The following is a 21,870-nucleotide window of genomic DNA, read 5'->3' as shown; positions in this document are numbered from 1 at the left end:
CTAGTACAGGTCCTCGATCCGCTGCGGCGCCTGCTGGGCCGGCGGAACCTCGGGCTTCTTCTCGGCCGGGGCGGGCGTCGTCGGGGCTGGCGGGGCCTCGACGACCGGCGGCGTCTCGGCCGCCACCGGCTCGGGGGTCTCATCGACCGGCTTGGTCACGGGCGGAGGCGGCGGCGCCTCCACCTCGACCGCGGCCGGCAGGGCGTCCTTGACCGGCACGCCCGAGACCTCGGCCAGCGGCGCGGTCGAGACCGCGTCGGCCGGCTTGCCGGTGTCCAGCGCGCCGCGCAGCCCCAGGACGAAGCCCACGACGCTGACCGCCGACAGCAGGACCACCACCAGCGGCAGCGGCAGAGGACGTTCGAGCGTGGTCATGGCCAAAGTCTACTCCCCCCGACAGCCCTTCGTCACGCCTCGGTCTTGGCCTTGGCCGGCGCCTTCTTGGCGGCCGGCTTCTTGGCCACCGGTTTCTTCGCGGCGGCCTTCTTCGGCTTCGCTTCGGCGTCGTCGCCCTCGGCTTTCGCCGCCTTGGCTGGAGCCTTCTTCGGCGCGGCGGCCTTTTTGGCCGGCTTCTTGCCGCCGCCCTTGGCGACCCGCTCGGCCAGCAGGGTCACAGCCTCGGCCAGGGTCAGGGCCGCCGGATCGGCGCCCTTGGGCACGTTGGCGTTGACGTCGCCGTGCTTGATGTACGGACCAAAGCGGCCCGACAGCACGCGCACCGGCTTGCCGTCTTCCGGGTGGGCGCCCAGTTCGGCCAGGGCCGCGGCGGCCGCGCGCTGCGGACGCCCGCCGCCCGCCCGTTTGTCGGCCAGGATGGCGACGGCGCGGTTCAGACCGACGTCGAACACCTCTTCGGCGTTCTCCAGGTTGGCGTAGGTGCCGTCGTGCAGCACGAACGGCCCGAAGCGCCCCAGGCCCGCCGTGATCGTCTTGCCGTCGTCCGGGTGCTGGCCCACCTCGCGCGGCAGGCTGAGCAGGCGCAGGGCCTTTTCCAGATCCAGGGCCGCCGGCGTCCAGCCCTTGGGCAGGGACGAGCGTTTGGGCTTCTCGCCCTCGGCGGCGACCTCTTCGACATAGGGGCCGAAGCGGCCGTTCTTCAGCCAAACGGCCCGGCCGGTGGCGGGGTTGATCCCCAGTTCCTTGTCGGCGCTCTCGGCCTCGCCGTCGCCCTCGGCCACGCCCAGCTGGCGGGTGTAGCGGCACTCCGGATAGTTCGAGCAGCCGATGAAGGCGCCGAACTTGCCGGTCTTCAGCGACAGCATCCCCGAGCCGCAGGTCGGGCACAGGCGCGGGTTCGAGCCGTCGCCCTTGTCGGGGAAGATGTGCGGGCCCAGGGCGTCGTTCAGCGCGTCGAGCACGTTGGTGGTGCGCAGCTCGGCGATCTCGCCGACGGCGGCGTGGAAGTCCTTCCAGAACTCGCGCAGGAATTCCTTCCAGTCGAGCTTGCCGTCGGAGACGAGGTCGAGCCGCTCTTCCAGCGAGGCGGTGAAGTCGTATTCGACGTAGCGGCGGAAGAACTGCTCGAGGAACGCGGTGACCAGGCGGCCCTTGTCCTCGGGGATGAAGCGCTGCTTCTCCATCCGCACATATTCGCGGTCGCGCAGCACGGTCAGGACCGAGGCGTAGGTCGACGGACGGCCGATGCCCAGCTCTTCCATCTTCTTGACGAGGCTGGCTTCGGAGTAGCGCGGGGGCGGTTCGGTGAAGTGCTGGTCGGCGCGGGCCTCGATGACCTTGGCGGCGGCGCCTTCGACGATGGCGGGCAGGCGGGCGCTGTCTTCGCCCTCCTCGTCGTCGCGGCCTTCCTCGTAGACCGCGAGGTAGCCGGGGAACAGCACGACCTGGCCGGTGGCGCGCAGGCCCGTGCGGCCGTCATGGCTTTCCAGATCGACCGTGGTGCGCTCGATACGGGCGCTTTCCATCTGCGAGGCGATGGTGCGCTTCCAGATCAGCTCGTACAGGCGGCCCAGGTCCGGATCCAGGCGCAGCGAGCCGGGGTTGCGGCGCATGCTGGTCGGGCGGATGGCTTCGTGGGCCTCCTGGGCGTTCTTGGCCTTCGACTTGTAGAGGCGCGGGACGTCCGGCACGTAGTCCTTGCCGTAGACGCTGCCGATCACGTCGCGGGCGTCGGCGATGCCTTCCGGCGCGATCGAGACGCCGTCGGTACGCATGTAGGTGATCAGACCGACGGTCTCGCCGCCGATGTCGATGCCCTCGTACAGCTTCTGGGCCGCCTGCATGGTGCGCTGGGCGCTGAAGCCCAGCTTGCGCGAGGCTTCCTGCTGCAGGGTCGAGGTGGTGAAGGGCGGAGCGGGCGAGCGCTTGCCGGGCTTCTTCTCGACGGCCTCGACCTTGAAGGTCGCGGCCTGCACGGCGGCCTTGGCGGCCAGGGCCGAGGTCTCGTTGCCGAGGTCGAACTTGGTGAGCTTCTTGCCGTCGTGCTTGACCAGGCGCGCCAGGAACGGATCGGAGCCGGCCGAGACGTCGGCGTCGACGGTCCAGTATTCCTGGGTCCGGAAGCGCTCGATCTCGAGTTCGCGGTCGACGACCAGGCGCAGGGCCACCGACTGCACGCGGCCGGCCGAGCGGCTGCCAGGCAGCTTGCGCCACAGCACCGGCGAGAGGGTGAAGCCGACGAGGTAGTCGAGGGCGCGGCGGGCGAGGTAGGCCTCGACCAGTTCCATGTCGAGGTCGCGCGGGGCGCGCATGGCCTCGGTCACCGCCGACTTGGTGATGGCGTTGAAGGTGACGCGCTGGATCTGCTTGTCCTTCAGCGCCTTCTTCTTGTTCAGCACCTCGAGCACGTGCCAGCTGATCGCCTCGCCTTCGCGATCCGGGTCGGTGGCGAGGATCAGGCGGTCGGCCTTCTTCAGCGCGTCGACGATGTCGGAGATGCGCTTGGACGACTTGGCGTCGACCTCCCAGCTCATGGCGAAGTCGTTGTCGGGCTCGACCGAGCCGTCCTTGCTGGGCAGATCGCGGATGTGCCCGTAGGAGGCCAGAACCGTGTAGTCGGACCCGAGGTACTTGTTGATGGTCTTGGCCTTGGCCGGGCTCTCGACGACGACGACGTTCATTACGACTCTGGGCTAGGGGAGGTGGATCGCCCACCGAAGCGAACCAGGGGGCGAGCGCCGGAAAGTGGGGGCGAGCCTATGACAATGTCAACGGCGGCTGTGCGAACCTTCGCAATTGCGAGCGCGGCGCCCGCCTGGCTCTCTCTTTAGAGAGAGGGTTCGGGAACTAATTCGACCTGACCGCCGAGCAGGCGGCGCATCGTCTGTGGGTCGCGGGCTATGGCGGTCAGAAGGGCCCTGGCGGGCGCATCGGGATAGCTGCGCTCCTGTTCCCAGTCTCGGACCGTTGCGAGCGGTAATTGGAAGGCTTCGGCGAACTGAGCCTGCGTCATGTCGAGCCGGCGGCGAATGACCTTGACGGCGTTGACGCGCTTGAAGCGGGCAAGCTGTTCAGGTGTCGACGGCGGGCAATCGGGATCGGACTCCGCCGCCGCTATGATCTCTTCGTCCGTCATGGCTCGGACGCGAGCCCAGTCGGTTTTGCCGACGGGCCATTCAGGGTTCGCCCCGGAGATAACGACCCTCTTCATCTGGGTCGGCTTTGCGGGCGGAGATGATCCTGTAGTGGTCTTGGTCATAGGCGATGGTCACCACAAACAATATGCGTTGCGGACTTAGGCCGACGATCTGCAATCGCTCTTCGCCGTAGTCGAAGCGATCGTCGATGGCTTCGAGGCGATGCGGGTCCAATATCGCGAAGCAGGCTTCTTCGAAGTCCACGCCATGCTTGGCGAGATTGGTCCGTTCCTTCTCGACATCCCACTCGAACGTGTAGTCAATAGTACGGGTATCCAGTACTTAGGGCAATCCACCCGCCACCATCCCGCCAGGCAGCAGCTCGGCCCGATCCGCCAGGGCCAGCTCCACCAGCGCCGCCATCACCGCCGAGGTCGGGGCCTTGGTCGCCCGCACCAGTTCGTCACGCGAGACGGGCGTGGGCGAGAGCAGGGCGGCCAGGCGCTCGCGTAGGGCGTCGTGGTCGAGGTCGTCGGCGGCCTCGTCGGGATCCCAGGTCCGGTCCCGCTCGCGCATCGAGGGCGAGGCCGACAGCGAGCGCAGCACGTCCTCGACGCCCTCGCACAGGATCGCGCCCTGGCGGATCAGGTCGTTGGGACCCTTGGCGCGGGGATCAAGCGGCGAGCCCGGCACGGCGAAGACGTCGCGCCCCTGCTCGGCGGCCAGGCGGGCGGTGATCAGCGAGCCCGACTTCAGCTCGGCCTCGACCACGACGACGCCCAGCGACAGGCCCGAGATGATACGGTTGCGGCGGGGGAAGTCCTTGGCCTGAGCGCGGCGCAGCGGGGCGCTCTCGCTGACGATGCAGCCGTCCTGCGCGATGCGGGCGTGCAGGGAGGCGTGCTCGGGCGGGTAGATGTCGGCGATGCCGCCGCCAAGGACGGCGATCGTGCCGGTCGAGAGCGAGCCCTCATGGGCCGCCCCATCGACGCCGCGCGCCAGGCCCGAGACCACGACGAGGCCGTGCTGGCCCAACTCGGCGGCCAGTTGGCGGGCGAAGCGCTGGCCGGCGGCCGAGGCGATGCGGGCGCCGACGATGGCGATGCTGGGCTGGGGCAGGAGTTCGTAGTGGCCGAGCGCCCAGATCACCGGCGGCGGCGGATCCAGGCTCGCCAGGCGGTGCGGGAAGTCGGGTTCGCAGGCGCAGATCAGGCGGGCGCCGAGGCGCGCGCCGTCTTCGAGTTCACGCAGGATCTCGTTTTCGGGAGGCGGCCGCAGCGGGGCCGCGCGGCCCGCCCGACGCGCCAGGTCGGGCAGGGCGACCAGCGCCCGCTCGGGCGAGCCGAAGCGCTGAAGGAGGTGGTCGAAGGCGACGGGGCCAACGGTCTCGGTGCGCGCCAGGCGAAGCCAGGCCAGGCGTTCCTTGTCCGAGAGGCCCCGCGTCATCAGGCTTCCGGGGGCGGCGTTTCCGCCGTCTTCTTCTTGCCGATCCGGGGCTCCTCGCCCTTGAGCAGCCGGCGGATGTTGTCCTTGTGGCGGATGTAGATCAGCACGGCCATGAACAGGCACAGGCCCAGGATCGGGTAGGGGCGGTCGGTGGCCAGGGCGAAGGGCGCGGCCAGGGCGGCGGCGGTCAGGGCGGCCAGCGAGCTGATGCGGAACAGGACCGCCACGGCCAGCCAGGTCGCCGCCGCCAGCAGGCCCACGGGCCAGGCGGCGGCCAGCAGCACGCCGTAGAAGGTGGCCACGCCCTTGCCGCCGTTGAACTTCAGCCAGACCGGGAAGATGTGGCCGGCGAAGGCCGCGCCGCCGGCCAGGGCGACGATCGCCGGATTGCCGTGGCTCAGCCAGTGGGCCAGGCCCACCGCGACCGCGCCCTTGCCGCCGTCGCCCAGCAGGGTGATGGCCGCCAGGTCCTTGCGGCCCGAGCGCAGCACGTTGGTCGCGCCGATGTTGCCCGAGCCGATCTTGCGGATGTCGCCGGCGCCGCCCAGGCGCGTGGCGATCAGGCCGAACGGGATCGAGCCCAGCAGGTAGCCCCCGATCACGGCGATCGCGAGGGTCAGATAGACGACGGGGGCGAGGCTTTCCAAGAAATGCTACCTTTGCGCGAGCGAACCATGGCCAAGCTTCACCGATGAGGCAAGCCTGTTTTCCGCGTCTTACAGCGCTTCTCGCCCTCGGCGAAGCGAAGCTGCGAAGCTAGCCGCCGGCCGTCTCCTCGCGTCGTGCCGTCGGACGCCTGGCGACGATCAGCCCGAGGGCTCCGCAAACCAGTCCGGTCAGGCCGCCGAGACGGGCGATGGCGGCCATTGAACTCACCAGCACCTCTGGGTTGGAGAAGACGATGCGGGCCGGGCCCAGGCTCATCAAGCCCATCTGCACCAGCAGGCTCAGGGCTGCATAGAGACCGATGCTGACCGCGAGCCGGATGCGCTTTTTCGATCGCGCATGGACGGGAGCGCCAGGACGAGGCCCGCGACCAGGGCCGGCGCCAGGCCTTGGAGCCAGGCGTCGCTGAGCGCCCAAAGCTGCTCCCGGAGCGGCGGAGTGGGCAGCGAGAACTGGCGGATCGCCATCTGCTTGAGGGCAAGCGTCGGTGCGACCGTTCCCAGGATGGGGCCTGCCGCCAGGTGCGTCGCCAGGACAGGCCAGTCGAGCCGAGGCCATCGCTCTCCGAGCCGGGGCGAGCGATCGCGGGTTTCGAGCGTGTTCATGTTGTCGTCCCCCCGGAATGACCGGCGCAACCTATGCGGCTGCGCCGGCTTGTCCAGCGGGATCACCCCTCGGCGCGGTGCACCACGCGGCCGTCGACCACGGTCATCAGCACCTGGCCCTGCAGGCGGCGGCCGTCGAACGGCGAGTTCTTCGACTTCGACAGCAGCTTGGCGGCGTCGACGATGATCGGCGCGTCGAGGTCGCACAACACAAGGTCGGCCGGAGCCCCCGGCGCGATGCGGCCGGTCTGGAGGCCGAGCAAGGACGCGGGCGACAGGGTCACGGCCTTGATCAGGTCGATCAGCGGCAGGCGCTCGTCGTGATAGAGGCCCAGCAGAGCCGGCAGCAGGGTCTCCAGGCCGACGGCGCCAGGCGCGGCCTGGTCGAACGGCAGGCGCTTGTCCTCGGCCGGGGCCGGGGCGTGGGCGCTGACGACGATGTCGATCAGGCCGTCCGCCAGGGCCTCGATCAGGGCCTGGCGGTCGTCTTCGCCGCGCAGGGGCGGGGTCAGCTTGGCGAAGGTGCGGTAGTCGCCGATGTCCAGTTCGTTGAAGCACAGGTGGTTGATCGACACGCTGGCGTGGATGCGCAGGCCCCGGGCCTTGGCGCGGCCAAGCGTCTCCAGCGCCTGGGCGCTCGTCACCTGGTCGACCAGCAGGCGGCCGCCGGTGGCTTCCAGAAGCGCGACGTCGCGCTCCAGCATGATCCGCTCGGCCATCGGCGAGATCGACGGCAGGCCCATGCGGGCGGCGAACTCGCCGCCGGTGGCTGCGCCGCCCTTGGCCAGCCAGGGGTCGAGCGGGCGGTGGGCCAGGATGGTGTCGAAGCCCTTCGCATAGGTCAGCAGACGCTGCATGACCTTGCTGTCGGCGATCGGACGGTCGGCGTCGGTCACGTAGACGCAGCCGGCCTCGCGCATCAGGCCGATCTCGGCCATCTCCTCGCCCTTGAGGCCCTTGGTGGCCGCGCCGGCGCACAGGATGCGGGCGCTGTCGATGTCGCGGGCGCGGCGCAGCAGGAAGTCGACCGTGCTGGGATCGTCGACGGCCGGATCGGTGTCGGGCTGGACGACGAAGCTGGTGACGCCGCCGGCCGCGGCCGCGCGGGCGGCGCTGGCCAGGGTTTCCTTGGTCTCGGCGCCCGGCTCGCCGGTCTTGACCCGCAGGTCGATCAGGCCCGGGGCCAGCATTGCGCCGCCGCAGTCGATGACGCGGACGCCCTTGGTCAGCTTGCCGAACTCGCGGCCCTTGGCCACGTCGGCGATGACGCCTTCGGAGACGATGACGCCGCCGGGGCCGTCATAGCCGCTTTCGGGGTCCACCACGCGGGCGTTGACGAAGGCGAGCGGCTGGGGCGCGGTCATCGGCCTTCCTCCTCAAGACGGTGGGCGAGGGCGGCAAGCACGGCCATCCGGGCGGCGACGCCCATCTCGACCTGGTCCTGGATCAGGCTGACGGCGGGATCGTCGGCGACGTCGCTGTCGATCTCCACGCCCCGGTTCATCGGACCCGGGTGCATGACCTTGGCCCCCGGCGCGGCGCGGGCCAGCTTCTCGCGGTCCAGGCCGTAGAAGCGGAAGTATTCGCGGGTCGAGGGCACGAAGCCGCCCTGCATCCGCTCCAGCTGCAGGCGCAGCATCATCACCACCTCGACCCCGGCCAGGCCCGACTTCATGTCGTGGTGCACGGTCACGCCCCAGCGCTCGGCCTGGGCCGGCATCAGGGTGGGCGGGCCGACCAGGCGCACGCTGGCGCCGAGGATCTGCAGCAGGGCGACGTTCGAGCGCGCCACGCGGCTGTGCAGCACGTCGCCGCAGATGGCCACGGTCAGGCCCGAGACGCGGCCGAAGGCGCGGCGGATCGACAGGGCGTCCAGCAGGGCCTGGGTCGGGTGCTCGTGCTGGCCGTCGCCGGCGTTGACGACGCTGCCGCTGACCTTCTGGCTGAGCAAGGACGCCGCGCCCGAAGAGGCGTGGCGCACGACCAGCAGGTCGGGCCGCATGGCGTTCAGGGTGACCGCCGTGTCGATCAGGGTCTCGCCCTTGGCCACCGACGAGGTCTTGGGGTTCATGTTGACGACGTCGGCGCCCAGCCGCTTGCCGGCCAGCTCGAACGAGCTCTGGGTGCGGGTGCTGTTCTCGAAGAACAGGTTCATCAGCGTCCGTCCCTTGAGCAGGTCGAGGGACTTGGACGTCTGCCGGTTCAACGCCACGAAGGCGTCGGCCAGGTCCAGGAGATCGGCCGCCTGGGGAGCGTTGAGATCGCCCGCCGAAAGGAAGTGCCGCTTGGGGAACGAGAAGAGGCGCTTGCGGATCGTTTCGATCGCCGCGCTGGGGTCATGGGCTGAAGCCGTCATGAGCCCGCGTCATAGGCGGCTTTGGCGGGGAAGGGAAGGAGAGTCCTGATCCCTCTCCCCTTGCGGGAGAGGGTGGCCTCCCGGAGGGAGGTCGGGTGAGGGGTTGAAGACTCTGTCCGCTTGGAAGCGGTCAGGCCGGGCGGGGTGTCGGAATTCTGAGAGACCCCTCATCCGTCGGCTGCGCCGACACCTTCTCCCGCAAGGGGAGAAGGGGCTTACGGCTCCCCCCGGATCCCCCGCATCCGCTCCAGGGCGCCCTGCAGGATCCAGCCGGCGGCCATCTTGTCGACGACCTCGCCGCGGCGCTTGCGGTTGACGTCGTGCTCGTCGATCAGCACGCGGGTGACGGCGGCCGTCGACAGGCGCTCGTCCCAGAAGGTGATGGTCAGGTCCGGGCGCAGGCGCAGCAGGTTGCGGGCGAGCGCCCGGTTGGACTGGCAGCGCACGCCTTCGGCGCCGTCCATGTTGACCGGCAGGCCGACGACGATCCCGGCCACCTTGCGGTAGTCGATGATGTCGAACAGGGCCTCGGCGTCCTGGGTGAACTTGGTCTTGTGGATCACGGTCAGCGGGCTGGCGACGGTCAGGGTGACGTCGGACACGGCCACGCCGATGGTCTTTTCGCCCGGATCCAGGCCGATGATCGGCTTGTAGTCGGGGATGGCGGCGGTGAATTCTTCGATGTCGAGAACGGGCATGGGCGGCTTCTACGCCTTTGCGCCCGCCGAAGCGAGAGCGCCGCCAATGCGAAAAGGTCCCGCCAAGGGGAGGCCGGGCTTGTCAAAGGCGAGTCTAGACGGGTAACCCACCCCTCGACTGTCCGTGCCCACGGACAAACAACACTACTGCTTGGAGAAGGCCCCATGGCCATCGACGCCGCGACCGTCCGCAAGGTCGCCCGGCTCGCCCGCATCGCCGAACCCGAAGAGCGCATCGAGGCCCTGACTCAGGAACTCAACGGGATCATGACCTGGATCGAGCAGCTGGCTGAGGTCGACACCGACGGCGCCGAGCCGCTGACCAGCGTCGTGGCCGCCGGCCTGCCGCTGCGCGACGACGTCGTCACCATGGGCGGCGAACCCGAAGTGGTCACCGGCAACGCGCCCAAGACCGTCGGCAACTTCTTCGTCGTGCCCAAGGTGGTCGAATAATGAGCGCGCTCACGAAACTGACCCTGAAGGGCGCCCTCGACGGCCTGGCCGCCAAGGACTTCACCTCGGTCGAGCTGACCCAGGCGCACATCGACGCCGTCGAAGCCGCGCGCGGCCTCAACGCCTACATTCTCGAGACGCCTGAAAAGGCGCTGGAGATGGCCGCCGCTTCGGACGCGCGCCGCGCCAAGGGCGAGGCCGGCGTGCTGGACGGCGCGCCGCTGGGCGTGAAGGACCTGTTCTGCACCAAGGGCGTGCGCACCACGGCCTGCTCGAAGATCCTGGAGAACTTCGTGCCGGGCTACGAGTCGACGGTGACGTCGAACCTGTGGCGCGACGGCGCGGTGATGCTGGGCAAGCTGAACCTCGACCAGTTCGCCATGGGCTCGTCGAACGAGACCTCCTACTTTGGCCCGGTCACCAATCCCTGGCGCGGCAAGAACAGCAACAAGGCCCTGACCCCGGGCGGCAGCTCGGGCGGCAGCGCCGCCGCGGTCGCCGCTGATCTCTGCCTGGGCGCCACCGCCACCGACACCGGCGGCTCGATCCGCCAGCCGGCCGCCTTCACCGGCACGGTCGGCATCAAACCGACCTACGGCCGCTGCTCGCGCTGGGGCGTCGTCGCCTTCGCCAGCTCGCTGGATCAGGCCGGTCCGATCGCCAAGACCGTCGAAGACGCGGCCCTGCTGCTGAACTCGATGTCGGGTCACGACGAGAAGGACTCCACCAGCCTCGACATCGCCGTTCCGGACTTCACCCAGTTCGTCGGCAAGTCGGTCAAGGGCCTGCGCATCGGCGTGCCGAAGGAATACCGCGTCGACGGCATGCCGGCCGAGATCGAGAAACTTTGGCAGGACGGCATCGCCTGGCTGAAGGACGCCGGCTGCGAGATCGTCGAGATCAGCCTGCCGCACACCAAGTACGCCCTGCCGGCCTACTACATCGTCGCTCCGGCCGAAGCCTCGTCGAACCTCGCCCGCTACGACGGCATGCGCTTTGGCCTGCGCGAGGACGGCGCCAACCTGACCGAGATCTACGAGAACACCCGCGCGTCGGGCTTCGGCGACGAGGTCAAGCGCCGCATCCTGATCGGCACCTACGTGCTGAGCGCCGGCTATTACGACGCCTACTACCTGAAGGCCCTGAAGGTGCGTCGCCGCATCGCCGAGGACTTCGACAACGCCTGGCAGAAAGTCGACGCCATCCTCACCCCGACCGCGCCCTCGGCGGCGTTCGGCCTGGGCGAGAACAGCAACGACCCGATCGCCATGTACCTGAACGACGTCTTCACGGTGACGACCAACCTGGCTGGCCTGCCGGGTCTGTCGCTGCCGGCCGGTCTGGACGCCAACGGCCTGCCGCTGGGTCTGCAGATCATCGGCAAGCCGCTGGACGAAGGCACGGTGTTCTCGGTGGCCGGCGCCATCGAAAAGGCCGCCGGCTTCACGGCCAAGGCCGACAAGTGGTGGTGATCTAGCCTCGGCTGGACTCAAAGAAAAAGGGCGGCTCCAGCGATGGAGCCGCCCTTCGTCGTTTCAGGCCCTTACTGGGGCGTATTGGGCGTCGCGGGGACGACCGGGGTCGGCGCGACGGGAGCCGCCGGCGCGGGGATGGCCAGCGGGGCCGGCTCGGCGACGATCGCCGTCGGAGCGTCCGGAGCCGGCGTCGGGGCCGGGACGGTGGCGCTCACATTGGTCGAGGCCTCTTCAGCCGACGGCGCGCTGGGCGCGGGGCGAGCGGCGGCGCGGCGGGCGGCCGGGCGCGGTTCGGCGCGGGCGACTTCCATGCGGGCGACCGGCGCCGGGGCCGGCGTGGCGGCGGCCGGTTCGGGCATGGCGGCCGGGGTCGGCGCCGGGGCGGGCGTCGTGATCGGCGCGGCCTCGGCCACCTTCAGGCTTTCGCCGCTGCTTTCCGGCGTCTGGGCCGGCTGGCTCATCAGGCCCCAGGCCAGGCCGCCGACGGCGAGGGCCAGAACCGGCACGCCGACCAGCAGCGGCAGGTTGCCGGAAGACTTCTTCGAACGGGTCGAGGTGCGCGCATAGACGGGCGCTTGCGGAAACAGGGCAGAACCATCGCCAGTCGTGGCGATCGCGGGTTCAGGACCATCGAGATTCAAGGCAGGCATTTGGATCCTCCTCAGCTATCCTTGTCGGGATAAGTAACGGGAGGTTTCCGGTGGGGTTCCGCCGGTCGCGGAATGGTTCCGTTTCTGCCGGATTTGGGTCTTAATTCTTGTGGCGCTTCGTTTATCCCTCTCCCCTTGCGGGAGAGGGTGGCCTCGCGGAGCGAGGTCGGGTGAGGGGTCTCTCAGAACCGTCCGCGCGACCCCTCATCCGTCATCCTTTGGATGACACCTTCTCCCGCAAGGGGAGAAGGGAGCTCTAGTACCCCAGCGCCACCCCGTCCTTGCGCATCTCGGTCGCGGCCGCATACCGCCCCGGCCAGCGCTCGATGGCCTGGTAGCCGCCATAGCCGCCGGCGTCGGTCTTCAGTTTCCAGCCGATGGCCTCCAGCGCCTTGCGGGTCTGCGCCGGCACGCCGCTTTCCAGGTCGAGCGCCGCGATGTCCTCGGCCGCGATGCCGGTCGGTTCGGGCGAGCCGCCGTGGTGCCAGCGCGGGGCGTCGCCGGCTTCCTGCACGCCCAGGCCGAAGTCGACCATGTTGCTGATGATCTGGGTCTGCCCCTGGGGCTGCATGTCGCCGCCCATGACGCCGAAGCTCAGCCACGGCTCGCCCTTGCGGGTGGCGAAGCCCGGGATGATCGTCTGGAAGGGCCGCTTACCGGGGGCGTAGATGTTGGGATGGCCGTCGGTCAGGGCGAAGAGCTCGCCGCGGTCCTGGAACATGAAGCCCAGGCCGTCGGGCGACAGGCCAGACCCCATGCCGCGATAGTTCGACTGGATGATCGACACCATCATCCCGTCCTTGTCGGCGGTGGTGAAATAGGTCGTGTCGCCCTTGCTCGGCGCCGTGCCCGGGAACGACGGCGTCCAGATCTTGTCGGGCGAGATCAGCTTGGCGCGCTCCTTGGCGTAGTCCTTGGAGATCAGCCAGTCGATCGGCGACTTGTAGAAGTCCTGGTCGGCGTAGAACCGCGCGCGGTCCTCGTAGGCCAGGCGCTTGGCCTCGACGGCGTGGTGGATGGCCTGGGCCGACTGGAAGCCCATGCCGGCCACGTCGAACTGCTCGAGGATATTGAGCATCTGCAGGGTGGCCAGCCCTTGCGTGTTGTCGGCCAGGGCGTGGACGTCGACGTCGCGATAGCCGGTGGTGTGGACGCCGGTCCAGACGGCGCGGTTGGCGGCGAGGTCGGCCTTGGTCATCCAGCCGCCGATGCGCTTGAAATAGGCCTCGATGGTGGTGGCGATCTCGCCCTCGTAGAAGGCGCGGCCGCCGCCCTGGGCGATCAGGCGATAGGTGCGGGCCAGGGCCGGGTTCTTGAAGATCTCGCCTTCGACGGGGGTCTTGCCCGTGGGGGCCCAGACCTTCTTGAAGTTCTCGACCTCCTCGATGTTGGAGGTCGGATTGGTGAAGCGGCGATGGCTGCCGGCCAGGTAATAGGCGACGTTCTGGGTGACCGGATGGCCTTCCTCGGCGGTGGCGATGGCGGGTTCGAACAGGTCGGCCCACTTCAGCTTGCCGTAGCGCTCGTGCAGGGCCCGCCAGGCGTCGACGGCGCCGGGCACGCTGACGCTGACCGCGCCCCAGCTGGGGATCTTGCCGTCCTTGGCGCGCGAACGGACCGTTTCCAGCGACAGCCCCCTGGGCGATCGGCCCGAGCCGTTGAGGCCGACCACCTTGCGGGTCTTGGGATCCCACAGCAGCACGTAGCAGTCGCCGCCGATCCCGCACGAGATCGGCTCGCACAGGCCCAGCATGGCGTTGGCGGCGATCGCCGCGTCGGCCGCCGAGCCGCCCTTCTTGAGCACTGTGATGGCCGCCTGGGTGGCCAGCGGGTGGGCCGTGGCCGCCGCGCCGTGGGTCCCCCAGGCCGCCGAGCGCGAGGCGAAGCTGGCGCCGTCGACCCGGTCGCCGCCGTGCACGTCGGGCCGCTTCCGGTTGGGATTGGGGCCGGTGATGATCTGCGACTGGGCGTAGGCCTGCCCCGCGAAGGCGGCGGCCGGGAGGGCGGCGAAGAAGGTGCGGCGGCGCATGGCGAAGTCCCCACGAAAACGGCGAGTCCGTTTCTAGGGGCGGCCGGGAGGGGAGGCTAGGCGTTGCGCGAAAAGTGGGTGGGTGCGGGAGAAAGACCCCCTCAGTCGGCTTCGCCGACAGCTCCCCCAGAGGGGGAGCATCTTCGTGGTGCGGCGCTTAGAAGATCCTCCCCCTCTGGGGGAGGTGGCCCGGAGGGCCGGAGGGGGTCTACCCCAGCGCCAGTTCGTCCAGCTCCTTGCCCAGCACCAGCGCCAGGGCCTCGACCACCAGCACGTGGTCCTGCCGCTGGGGCAGGCCCGAGACGGTGACCGCGCCGATGCAGCCCAGGCCCCGCACCAGCAGCGGAAAGCCGCCGCCGTGGGCGGCGTAGTCGCGGGTCGGCAGGCCGTGCTTGGCCTCCAGGGTCTCGCCCTTGGCGGCCAGCTCAAGGCCCACGCCGTAGGAGCTTCTGGAGAAGTGCAGCACTGTGTTGCGCTTGCGGCGCAGCCAGTCGGCGTTTTCGCCGGTCGAGCCGGGCAGGGCGGCGTGGAACAGGGCCCGGTCCCGCAGCGACACGTCGATGGCCAGCGGCGCCTTGCGGGCCAGGGCCGCGTCGCGCAGGCCCGCGCCCAGGGCCCAGGCGGTGTCGAGATCGAAGCGTTCGAACACCAGCGCGGCTTCCTGGGCGGCGATGCGGGCGATGTCGTCCTGGTGGCTCATCAGGCGGTCTCGACGCTCAGTTCGCGACGCTCGGCGGCCGAGCGGGCGGCCAGGTCCAGCAGCTCCATCACCTGCAAGGCCTCGCGGGCCGGCACGGGATTGGCCGCGCCGGTCAGGATCGCGTCGCGCACCCCGGCGTAATAGGCCGCGTAGTCGCCGCGCGCGCCGGGCACGACCTCGGTCGTCAGGACGTCGCCGTCGGCGCGGGTCAGGGTTCCTGGGCGGGGATCGAGGCCAAAGCCCTCGTCGGCCGGGGTCAGGCCGCGCTTGAGGGCGTCCTCCTGGGCGTCGAGGCCCTGCTTGATAAAACTGCCCTTGGTGCCGTGCACGGCCAGGCGCAGGTCGGCGGCCGCCGTCAGCAGGCTGCCGTGCAGGATGACGCGCAGGGCGTCATAGCGCAGCACGACGTGGAAATAGTCGTCGGCCCCGGCGCCCTCGCGTTGGACGCCGATGTCGGCGCTGACCGTCAGGGGCTGGCCGAACAGCTGCAAGGCCTGGTCCAGCAGGTGCGGACCCAGGTCGAACCAGGCCCCGGCCCCCGGGCCGGCCCGCTCGCGCCAGCGGTCGCGCACGGTCGGGCGGAAGCGGTCGAAGTGGCTTTCGTACTGCGTGACCTCGCCCAGCACGCCCTCGGCGATCAGGGCCTTCAAGGTCAGAAAGTCGGCGTCCCAGCGGCGGTTGTGGAACACTGACAGCAGACGATCGGCGGTCTCGGCCGAGGCGACCAGGGCGCGGGCCTCGTCGAGGGTGACGGTGAACGGCTTGTCGACGACCAGGTGCTTGCCGGCGGCGAGCACGGCCTGGCCCTGAGGGGCGTGCAGTTCGTTGGGCGTGGCGATGACGACGAGGTCGATCTCGGCGTCGGCCAGGGCCTCGTCGAGGCTGGCGACCACCTTGGCCTCGGGATGGTCGGCGGCGACCTTGGCCGGGTCGCTGGAGACCACGGTGTGCAGGACGAGGCCCGGCGTCGTGGAAATCAGCGGGGCGTGGAAGGTCTTGCCGACATAGCCGTAGCCGACGAGGGCGACGTTGAGCGGGGCGGTGGCGGTAGCTTGAGACAACGTTGTCATGGCTTCAAGCTTAGGCCTTGATCGCGGCGAGGTCACGGCGCCGCCGGTAAAAAGCGCCCGGAAATCCCCATGAAAAAAAGCCCCCGGCGCGGCTGCGTCCGGGGGCTCGATTTCAGTCAGGTCGTGAAGATCAGATCTTCACCGGCTCCATCTTTGGGGCGAGCAGGTGCACGACCAGCAGGGCGACGAGATAGGCGCTGCCGGCGACGATGAAGATCGGGGTGTAGGTGCCGATCGTCTCGAGGACCTGGCCGATGTACTTGGAGAACACCATGCCGCCGAGGGCCCCGAGCATGCCGCCGATGCCGACGACGGAGCCGACGGCGCCGCGCGGGAAGACGTCGGAGGGCAGGGTGTAGAGGTTGGCCGAGAAGCCCTGGTGGGCGGCGGTAGCCACCCCGATGATCAGCACCGCGACCCAGACCGAGCTGGCGAACGAGGCGAACATCACCGGCACGGCCAGCAGGGCGCAGATCAGCATGGTCAGCTTGCGGGCGTGGTTGATCGACCAGCCGCGCTTCATCAGGTTGGACGACAGCCAGCCGCCGGCCACCGAACCGACGTCGGAAAGGAGGTAGATGGCGATCAGCGGCGGGCCGAAGGTCTTCAGGTCCAGGCCATAGCGCTTGCCCAGGAAGTCGGGCAGCCAGAACAGGAACATCCACCAGATCGGGTCGATCAGGAACTTGCCCAGGGCGTAGGCCCAGGTCTCGCGCTTGGTCAGCAGCTTGCCCCAGCCGATCTTCTCGACCGGGTCGGCGGGATCCTGCTCGATGTGGGCCAGCTCGGCCGCGCCCAGCTTCTTGTGTTCGCGCGGACGGCGATAGACCAGCAGCCAGATCGGCAGCCAGATCAGGCCGGCCACGCCGGTGACGATGAAGGCCATCTGCCAGCCGAAGGCCAGGACGATGCCGGGCACGACCAGGGGCGTCACGATGGCGCCGATATTGGTGCCGGCGTTGAAGATGCCGGTGGCGAAGGCGCGCTCCTTCTTGGGGAACCACTCGGCCACGGCCTTGATGCCGCCGGGGAAGCCGCCGGCCTCGCCGATGCCAAGACCCATGCGGGCGAAGACGAAGCCGCCGAAGCCCTTGGCCGCGGCGTGGGCGATATGGGCGATCTGCCAGATGGCGAAGGCCACGCCGAAGCCCCAGCGGGCCCCGATCTTGTCCATGATCTTGCCCCAGGCGAGGTAAGCCACGGCGTAGGCCAGCTGGAAGTAGAAGACGAGGTCGGCGTAGTGCTTCTCGTTCCAGCCGAACTCATGGGAGAGATCGGCCTTCAGCAGCCCGATCGTCTGCCGGTCCACATAGTTGATGACCATCGCCGCGAACAGCAGGCTGACGATCACCCAGCGATAGCGACCGATCTTCTCGGATGGCGCGGGAGCCGCGGGGATGTCCATCGACGTCGTCTTCCTTACCCTAGTTTTGTTTTCGTTGTTCGACCTGGGACGCGGGGTCCCGTCAGGCGGGGACCGCCTTGCAGCGCACCTCGCCCAGCGGGCCGAAGCTTACGGTCGATTCTTCGCCGGCCGCGATGTCGTGAATGCCGGTGCTGGCGCCGGTGGTGACGATCATGCCCTTCTTCAGCGGGCGACCGCGCGAGGCGACGTGGCCCAGCAGGAAGGCCAGGGCCGCCAGCGGCGAGCCGGGGATGGAGGCCGCGCCGCCCTTGCCGACGCTGACGCCGTTGATGAAGGTCTCGGCCGGCATGGCGTCCCAGCCGAGCTCGCGCCAGTTTTCGATCACCGGGCCCAGAATCTGGCCGTCGTTGTTGCCGAAGTCGGAGACCACGATGGGCGGGCCCAGCTCGTTGATGGTCTTCAGCGGGCTGCCGGCGATCTCGACGCCGAGGATCAGCTCGCCGACATAGTCGGCGGCTTCTTCGGCGGTCCACTCGGTCTTGCCCTCGGGGGCGTCCTTGGACAGGCGGATGATGAACTCGGCCTCGACGGCGGTGAAGCCGCCGGCGATGGCGCGGAACGGGGTCGGCTCGGCGGCCGCGTCCCAGACGTTGTTCTTGAAGATGCAGCCGGCCAGGCGATCGACGCCCAGACGCTCGCGGTGCTGCGGCGGGACGAGACCCACTTTCCAGCCGACCAGTTCATCCGGCCACAGATCGATGGCGATGTCCTGCACCGCATAGCCGTCGGCCATGGTCTGGGGCAGGACCCCGCCGGGATAGCCGGGAACCGAAACGCCCTTGCGGCGGGCTTCGACGAATTGGGGGGCGATGGACGCCGGTGCGAATAGGTCGCTCTGCGCCTCAGAAACGGTCACGCCGCGTACCCTCCCTCGAATTACTCAATGCCGGTCCGTTGATCGGACCTGCGCTGTCTCTAGTGGAAACCGGTGTCATTGACAATTGGTCCACTGAAACACGTCGCACGGGCGAGGGGAACCGTTCTCGAACTGGGAGACTCTTGTTTTCAGCGGAGGAACGGGAAATGACGCAGCCGCAGCTGGCCGAGTATCGCCGCAAGCGCGATTTCCAGAAGACCGCCGAACCCAGCGGCGAGCGGGCGGTGGCGGCGTCGCCGCACCTGCGATTCGTCATCCAGAAGCACGACGCCACGCGGCTGCACTACGATTTCCGGCTCGAAGTCGACGGGGTGCTGAAGTCGTGGGCGGTGACCAAGGGACCGTCGCTGGATCCGGCCGACAAGCGCCTGTCGGTCGAGGTCGAGGACCATCCGCTCGACTACGGCGACTTCGAGGGCACGATCCCCAAGGGCCAGTACGGCGGCGGCACGGTGCAGCTGTGGGATCGCGGCTTCTGGGCGCCGGAGCCCGGTTTCGAAGACATTGGCAAGGCCCTGAAGAAGGGCGAGCTGAAGTTCGTGCTGGAGGGCGAGCGGCTGCACGGCGGCTGGGTGCTGGTGCGGATGAACTGGGATCGCAATGCGAAGGACGGGAAGGGCAAGCGCGCCAACTGGCTGCTGATCAAGCACCAGGACGAAGCCGCGCGGCCGGGCAAGGGCGCGGCGATCCTCGACGAGGACCGCTCGATCGCCTCGAACCGGACCATGGCCGACATCGCCGCTGGAAAGGGCAAATCGCCCAAGCCCTTCATCCTGAAGAGCAAGGGGAAGGCCGACGCCGTCTGGAAATCCCGCACCAGGGCCGAACGCGAGGCGCTGGCCAGGGAGGCCGAGGAGACCCGCAGCTTCGAGCCCAAGAAGGCCGCGCCGAAGAAAGCAGTCGGGAAATCAAAGGCCAAGCCCGTCGCCATGCCCGACTTCGTCGAGCCGCAGCTGTGCAAGTCGGTCGAGCGGCCGCCGGCCGGGGCGGGTTGGGCGCACGAGATCAAGTTCGACGGCTATCGCCTGCAATTGCGTGTCGAGGATGGCCGGGCGGTGCTTCGCACCCGCAAGGGCCTGGACTGGACCGACCGGTTCGCCGGCGTCGCCGAGGCCGCCGCCGACCTGCCCGACGCCCTGATCGACGGCGAGGCTGTGGTGCTGGACGAGAACGGCCAGCCAGACTTCGCGGCCTTGCAGGCGGCCCTAGCTGAGGTAGGGGAGGCCGAGGGCGGGGAGGGCGAGATCATCTTCTTCGCCTTCGACCTGCTGTTCGAAGGGACCGAAGATCTGCGGGGCCAGACCCTGCGTGAGCGCAAGACGCGGTTGAAGGCCTTGCTGGGGGAGGACGAGCCAAGGCTGCGCTATGTCGACCACTTCGAGACGGCGGGCGACGCGGTGCTGCTGTCGGCCTGCAAGCTGGAGCTGGAAGGCATCATCTCCAAGCGGCTGGACGCCGCCTATCGCTCTGGCCGCAGCGAGACCTGGACCAAGTCCAAATGCCGGGCCGGCTACGAGGTGGTGATCGGCGGCTGGACGACGACGGGAACGGCTTTCCGCTCGCTGATCGCCGGCGTGATGCGAGGCGGCAGGCTGGTGCATGTCGGCCGCATCGGCACGGGCTTTGGCAAGGACAAGGTCGCGAAGTTGCTGCCGAAGCTGAAAGCCCTGGAGACCGACCGTTCGCCGTTCGAGGGGGCGGGCGCGCCCAGGAACGCCGCCAACATCCACTGGGTGAAGCCGCAGCTCGTCGCCGAGATCGAATATGCCGGCTTCACGGGCGAGGGCGCGATCCGCCAGGCCGCCTTCAAGGGCCTGCGCGAGGACAAGCCGGCTTCGGAGGTCGAGGCCGACGCCGTGCCGGCCGCCAAGGCCGAACTGGCCGAACCGACGCCGAAAGCCGTCAAGGCGGCGACGTCCAAGTCTGAAAGCGTCGTGCTGGGCGTGCCGATCTCCAAGCCCGACAAGCCCCTGTGGCCCGACGCCGGCGACGGCGAGCCGGGCACGAAGCTCGATCTGGCCCGCTACTACGCCGCGGTCGGGGAGTGGATGCTGCCGCACATTCAGGGACGACCGGCCTCGGTGATCCGCGTGCCCGACGGCATCGACGGCGAGACCTTCTTCCAGCGCCACGCTATGCGCGGGATGTCGTCGCTGATCGAGACGGTCACGGTTTCGGGCGACCGCCAGCCCTACATCAGGTTCGACCGCGTCGAGGCCCTGGTCGCGGCCGCCCAGATCGCCGCTGTCGAGATCCATCCGTGGAACTGCCAGCCCGGCGATCCGGAGGTCGCCGGCCGGCTGGTCTTCGACCTCGATCCGGCGCCCGAGGTCGGCTTCGAGGCGGTGATCGAGGCGGCGCGGGAGATGCGCGACCGGCTGGAGGAACTGGGGCTCGTCAGCTTCTGCAAGACCACCGGCGGCAAAGGGCTGCACGTGGTCACGCCGTTGTCGGACAAGGTTCCCTGGGACCAGGCCAAGGCCTTCGCCCGCGAGGTCTGCGCCCGCCTGGCCGCCGACGACCCCGACCGCTACCTGATCACCATGAGCAAGAAGGCGCGGGCCGGGAAGATCTTCCTCGACTACCTGCGCAACGACCGCACCAGCACGGCGGTGGCCCCGCTGTCGGCCCGGGCGCGGCCGGGGGCGACCGTGTCGATGCCGCTGAACTGGACGCAGGTGAAGGCGGGGCTGGATCCCTCGCGGTTCACGATCCGCACCGCGCCGGACCTGATCGCCAGGAGCACGGCCTGGGCGGACTACTTCGAGGCGGGCAAGCCGTTGAAGGCGGCGATCAAGCGGCTGTGGTAAGGGCTTGCCCCGCCGCCCCGCATCGTGACACCACCACTTGGTGACGCTTGCGACGACCAAGGACGAAGGACGGTTCACCGCGCTGGACGGGCTGCGCGGCGTCGCGGCGCTGGGCGTGCTGCTCTACCACATCGCCGACTGGTCGGGCCGGCGGGGGCATTTCGCGCACGGCTACCTGGCCGTCGATTTCTTCTTCTGTCTCAGCGGTTTCGTGCTGGCCCACGCCTTCGAGCGCCGACGGATCGGGTTCTGGCCCTATCTGGTCGCCCGCTGGGTGCGGGTCTGGCCGATGCTGTTCATCGCCACCGTGGCCGGCGCGCTGCTGACCGGGCGGCCGAACCTCGAGACCGTGGTCGACGTCCTCAAGGGCCTGCTGCTGATCCCCAAGTTCGCGCCGATGGAGGCGGGGACCTTCCCGTCGCTGTTCCCGTTCAACCCGCTGGCCTGGTCGCTGTGCCTGGAGGTGCTGGTGAGCCTGGCCTGGTTCCCGCTGCGCCGCACGCCGGACATGGCGATCATCATGTTCGTGCTGCTGTCGGGCGCGGCCCTGCTGTTCGTCGCCGTGGGCATGGGCGGGCTGCAGACGGGCTGGGACCAGGCGACCTTCGGCCTGGGCGTGCTGCGCGCCTCGTTCCCCTTCGCCATCGGCTGGCTGTGCTGGCGGCATCGGGGTAGTTTCTCCACCCGCAAGGCCTGGGTTCCGGCGGCCCTGCTGCTGACCGTGCTGGTCCTGCCGGTCTGGCCGACGCGTGTCGCCAACGGCCTCTACGACTTCGCCTGCGCCACCTTGCTGTTCCCGGTCCTGGTGCTGCTCGGCGCCTTTGATCCCGGCGGCCGGCTGGCGCGCTGGTGCGAGCGGCTGGGCGGGGTGTCGTACCCGCTCTACGCCCTGCACTGGGCGTTCTGGTACGTGATGATCTCGATCTATCCGAACGGCTGGAAGCGCGACCTGCCGCTGTGGTTCTGCGTGCTGGCCTTCTTCGTGCTGCCGGCGGCCTCGTGGGCGGCCTGGCGCTGGGTGGAGACGCCGCTGCGCATCTGGCTCAAGCGGGTCACGCATGCGCTCTGACGACCCT

General features: G+C 69.3%; 21 protein-coding genes. 4 read left to right on the top strand and 17 right to left on the bottom strand.

The window, feature by feature from the left end; translation table 11 throughout:
• From AC1RRS_RS07995 to ruvX, 11 genes are all read right to left on the bottom strand, one after another.
• Positions 1–375 (bottom strand): hypothetical protein, encoded by a 375-nt coding sequence (locus AC1RRS_RS07995; RefSeq protein ID WP_492854670.1) that lies wholly within the window; start codon positions 373–375, stop codon positions 1–3.
• Positions 376–407: 32 nt separating this feature from the next.
• Positions 408–3,077 carry a type I DNA topoisomerase gene (gene topA, locus AC1RRS_RS07990; protein WP_492854668.1) on the bottom strand — a complete coding sequence of 890 codons (2,670 nt, stop codon included), beginning with the start codon at positions 3,075–3,077 and terminating at the stop codon, positions 408–410.
• A gap of 146 nt (positions 3,078–3,223) precedes the next feature.
• Positions 3,224–3,532 (bottom strand): helix-turn-helix domain-containing protein, encoded by a 309-nt coding sequence (locus tag AC1RRS_RS07985; protein ID WP_492854667.1) that lies wholly within the window; start codon positions 3,530–3,532, stop codon positions 3,224–3,226.
• Positions 3,533–3,572: 40 nt separating this feature from the next.
• On the bottom strand, positions 3,573–3,857 hold the full coding sequence (locus AC1RRS_RS07980) for a BrnT family toxin (protein WP_492854936.1): 285 nt from the start codon (positions 3,855–3,857) through the stop codon (positions 3,573–3,575).
• 18 nt (positions 3,858–3,875) lie between these two features.
• Positions 3,876–4,979: a DNA-processing protein DprA gene (dprA, locus tag AC1RRS_RS07975; protein WP_492854666.1), complete on the bottom strand. Its 1,104-nt coding sequence runs from the start codon at positions 4,977–4,979 to the stop codon at positions 3,876–3,878.
• A complete protein-coding gene (gene plsY, locus AC1RRS_RS07970) occupies positions 4,979–5,626 on the bottom strand; it encodes a glycerol-3-phosphate 1-O-acyltransferase PlsY (protein ID WP_492854665.1) in 648 nt (215 codons plus the stop codon). The genes dprA and plsY overlap by 1 nt, the downstream gene beginning before the upstream one ends.
• A gap of 109 nt (positions 5,627–5,735) precedes the next feature.
• Positions 5,736–5,903, bottom strand: coding sequence for a hypothetical protein (locus AC1RRS_RS07965; RefSeq protein ID WP_492854664.1), 168 nt, complete (start codon positions 5,901–5,903; stop codon positions 5,736–5,738).
• A 23-nt stretch (positions 5,904–5,926) separates the two neighbouring features.
• A complete protein-coding gene (locus AC1RRS_RS07960; protein WP_492854663.1) occupies positions 5,927–6,250 on the bottom strand; it encodes a hypothetical protein in 324 nt (107 codons plus the stop codon).
• A gap of 62 nt (positions 6,251–6,312) precedes the next feature.
• Positions 6,313–7,614 carry a dihydroorotase gene (pyrC, locus tag AC1RRS_RS07955; RefSeq protein WP_487292443.1) on the bottom strand — a complete coding sequence of 434 codons (1,302 nt, stop codon included), beginning with the start codon at positions 7,612–7,614 and terminating at the stop codon, positions 6,313–6,315.
• Positions 7,611–8,606 (bottom strand): aspartate carbamoyltransferase catalytic subunit, encoded by a 996-nt coding sequence (locus AC1RRS_RS07950; RefSeq protein ID WP_487292442.1) that lies wholly within the window; start codon positions 8,604–8,606, stop codon positions 7,611–7,613. Before AC1RRS_RS07950 ends, pyrC begins: the two co-directional genes overlap by 4 nt.
• A gap of 215 nt (positions 8,607–8,821) precedes the next feature.
• Positions 8,822–9,304, bottom strand: coding sequence for a Holliday junction resolvase RuvX (ruvX, locus tag AC1RRS_RS07945; protein ID WP_492854662.1), 483 nt, complete (start codon positions 9,302–9,304; stop codon positions 8,822–8,824).
• Positions 9,305–9,469: 165 nt separating this feature from the next.
• On the opposite strand from ruvX, the gene gatC reads away from it, so the two are divergent.
• Both gatC and gatA read left to right on the top strand, forming a co-directional pair.
• Positions 9,470–9,757, top strand: coding sequence for an Asp-tRNA(Asn)/Glu-tRNA(Gln) amidotransferase subunit GatC (gatC, locus tag AC1RRS_RS07940; protein WP_110119070.1), 288 nt, complete (start codon positions 9,470–9,472; stop codon positions 9,755–9,757).
• Positions 9,757–11,229, top strand: coding sequence for an Asp-tRNA(Asn)/Glu-tRNA(Gln) amidotransferase subunit GatA (gene gatA / locus AC1RRS_RS07935; protein ID WP_492854661.1), 1,473 nt, complete (start codon positions 9,757–9,759; stop codon positions 11,227–11,229). The genes gatC and gatA overlap by 1 nt, the downstream gene beginning before the upstream one ends.
• Positions 11,230–11,300: 71 nt before the next feature.
• Here the strand turns inward: gatA and AC1RRS_RS07930 are convergent, their stop codons facing one another.
• The 6 genes from AC1RRS_RS07930 to AC1RRS_RS07905 all read right to left on the bottom strand — a co-directional run bounded on the left by AC1RRS_RS07930 (position 11,301) and on the right by AC1RRS_RS07905 (position 17,963).
• Positions 11,301–11,882: a hypothetical protein gene (locus AC1RRS_RS07930; RefSeq protein ID WP_492854660.1), complete on the bottom strand. Its 582-nt coding sequence runs from the start codon at positions 11,880–11,882 to the stop codon at positions 11,301–11,303.
• A 256-nt stretch (positions 11,883–12,138) separates the two neighbouring features.
• Positions 12,139–13,911 (bottom strand): gamma-glutamyltransferase family protein, encoded by a 1,773-nt coding sequence (locus AC1RRS_RS07925; RefSeq protein WP_492854659.1) that lies wholly within the window; start codon positions 13,909–13,911, stop codon positions 12,139–12,141.
• Between the two features lie 208 nt (positions 13,912–14,119).
• The gene (locus AC1RRS_RS07920) at positions 14,120–14,611 is read right to left on the bottom strand and encodes a heme-degrading domain-containing protein (protein ID WP_492854658.1); all 492 of its coding nucleotides are present in this window, start codon (positions 14,609–14,611) and stop codon (positions 14,120–14,122) included.
• Complete coding sequence (locus AC1RRS_RS07915; RefSeq protein ID WP_492854657.1) at positions 14,611–15,672, bottom strand: oxidoreductase; 1,062 nt, start codon at positions 15,670–15,672, stop codon at positions 14,611–14,613. Before AC1RRS_RS07915 ends, AC1RRS_RS07920 begins: the two co-directional genes overlap by 1 nt.
• 139 nt (positions 15,673–15,811) lie before the next feature.
• Entirely contained in the window at positions 15,812–17,086 is a 1,275-nt protein-coding gene (locus tag AC1RRS_RS07910; RefSeq protein ID WP_492854656.1) for an MFS transporter, read from the bottom strand.
• A gap of 61 nt (positions 17,087–17,147) precedes the next feature.
• Positions 17,148–17,963, bottom strand: coding sequence for a 2-keto-4-pentenoate hydratase (locus tag AC1RRS_RS07905; protein WP_492854655.1), 816 nt, complete (start codon positions 17,961–17,963; stop codon positions 17,148–17,150).
• A gap of 167 nt (positions 17,964–18,130) precedes the next feature.
• Here AC1RRS_RS07905 and ligD point away from each other — a divergent pair, with 167 nt between their 5' ends.
• Together ligD and AC1RRS_RS07895 are read left to right on the top strand one after the other, a co-directional pair.
• The gene (gene ligD, locus AC1RRS_RS07900; protein ID WP_492854654.1) at positions 18,131–20,794 is read left to right on the top strand and encodes a DNA ligase D; all 2,664 of its coding nucleotides are present in this window, start codon (positions 18,131–18,133) and stop codon (positions 20,792–20,794) included.
• 40 nt (positions 20,795–20,834) lie between these two features.
• Positions 20,835–21,863, top strand: a complete 1,029-nt coding sequence (locus tag AC1RRS_RS07895) for an acyltransferase family protein (protein WP_492854653.1) — start codon at positions 20,835–20,837, stop codon at positions 21,861–21,863.
• Positions 21,864–21,870: the final 7 nt, after the last annotated feature.

It is taken from the genome of Caulobacter sp. GW821-FHT12A07, assembly GCF_058807655.1.
The sequence above is the reverse complement of the archived record's forward strand: the minus strand, read 5'-3'. Positions and strand labels throughout refer to the sequence as shown.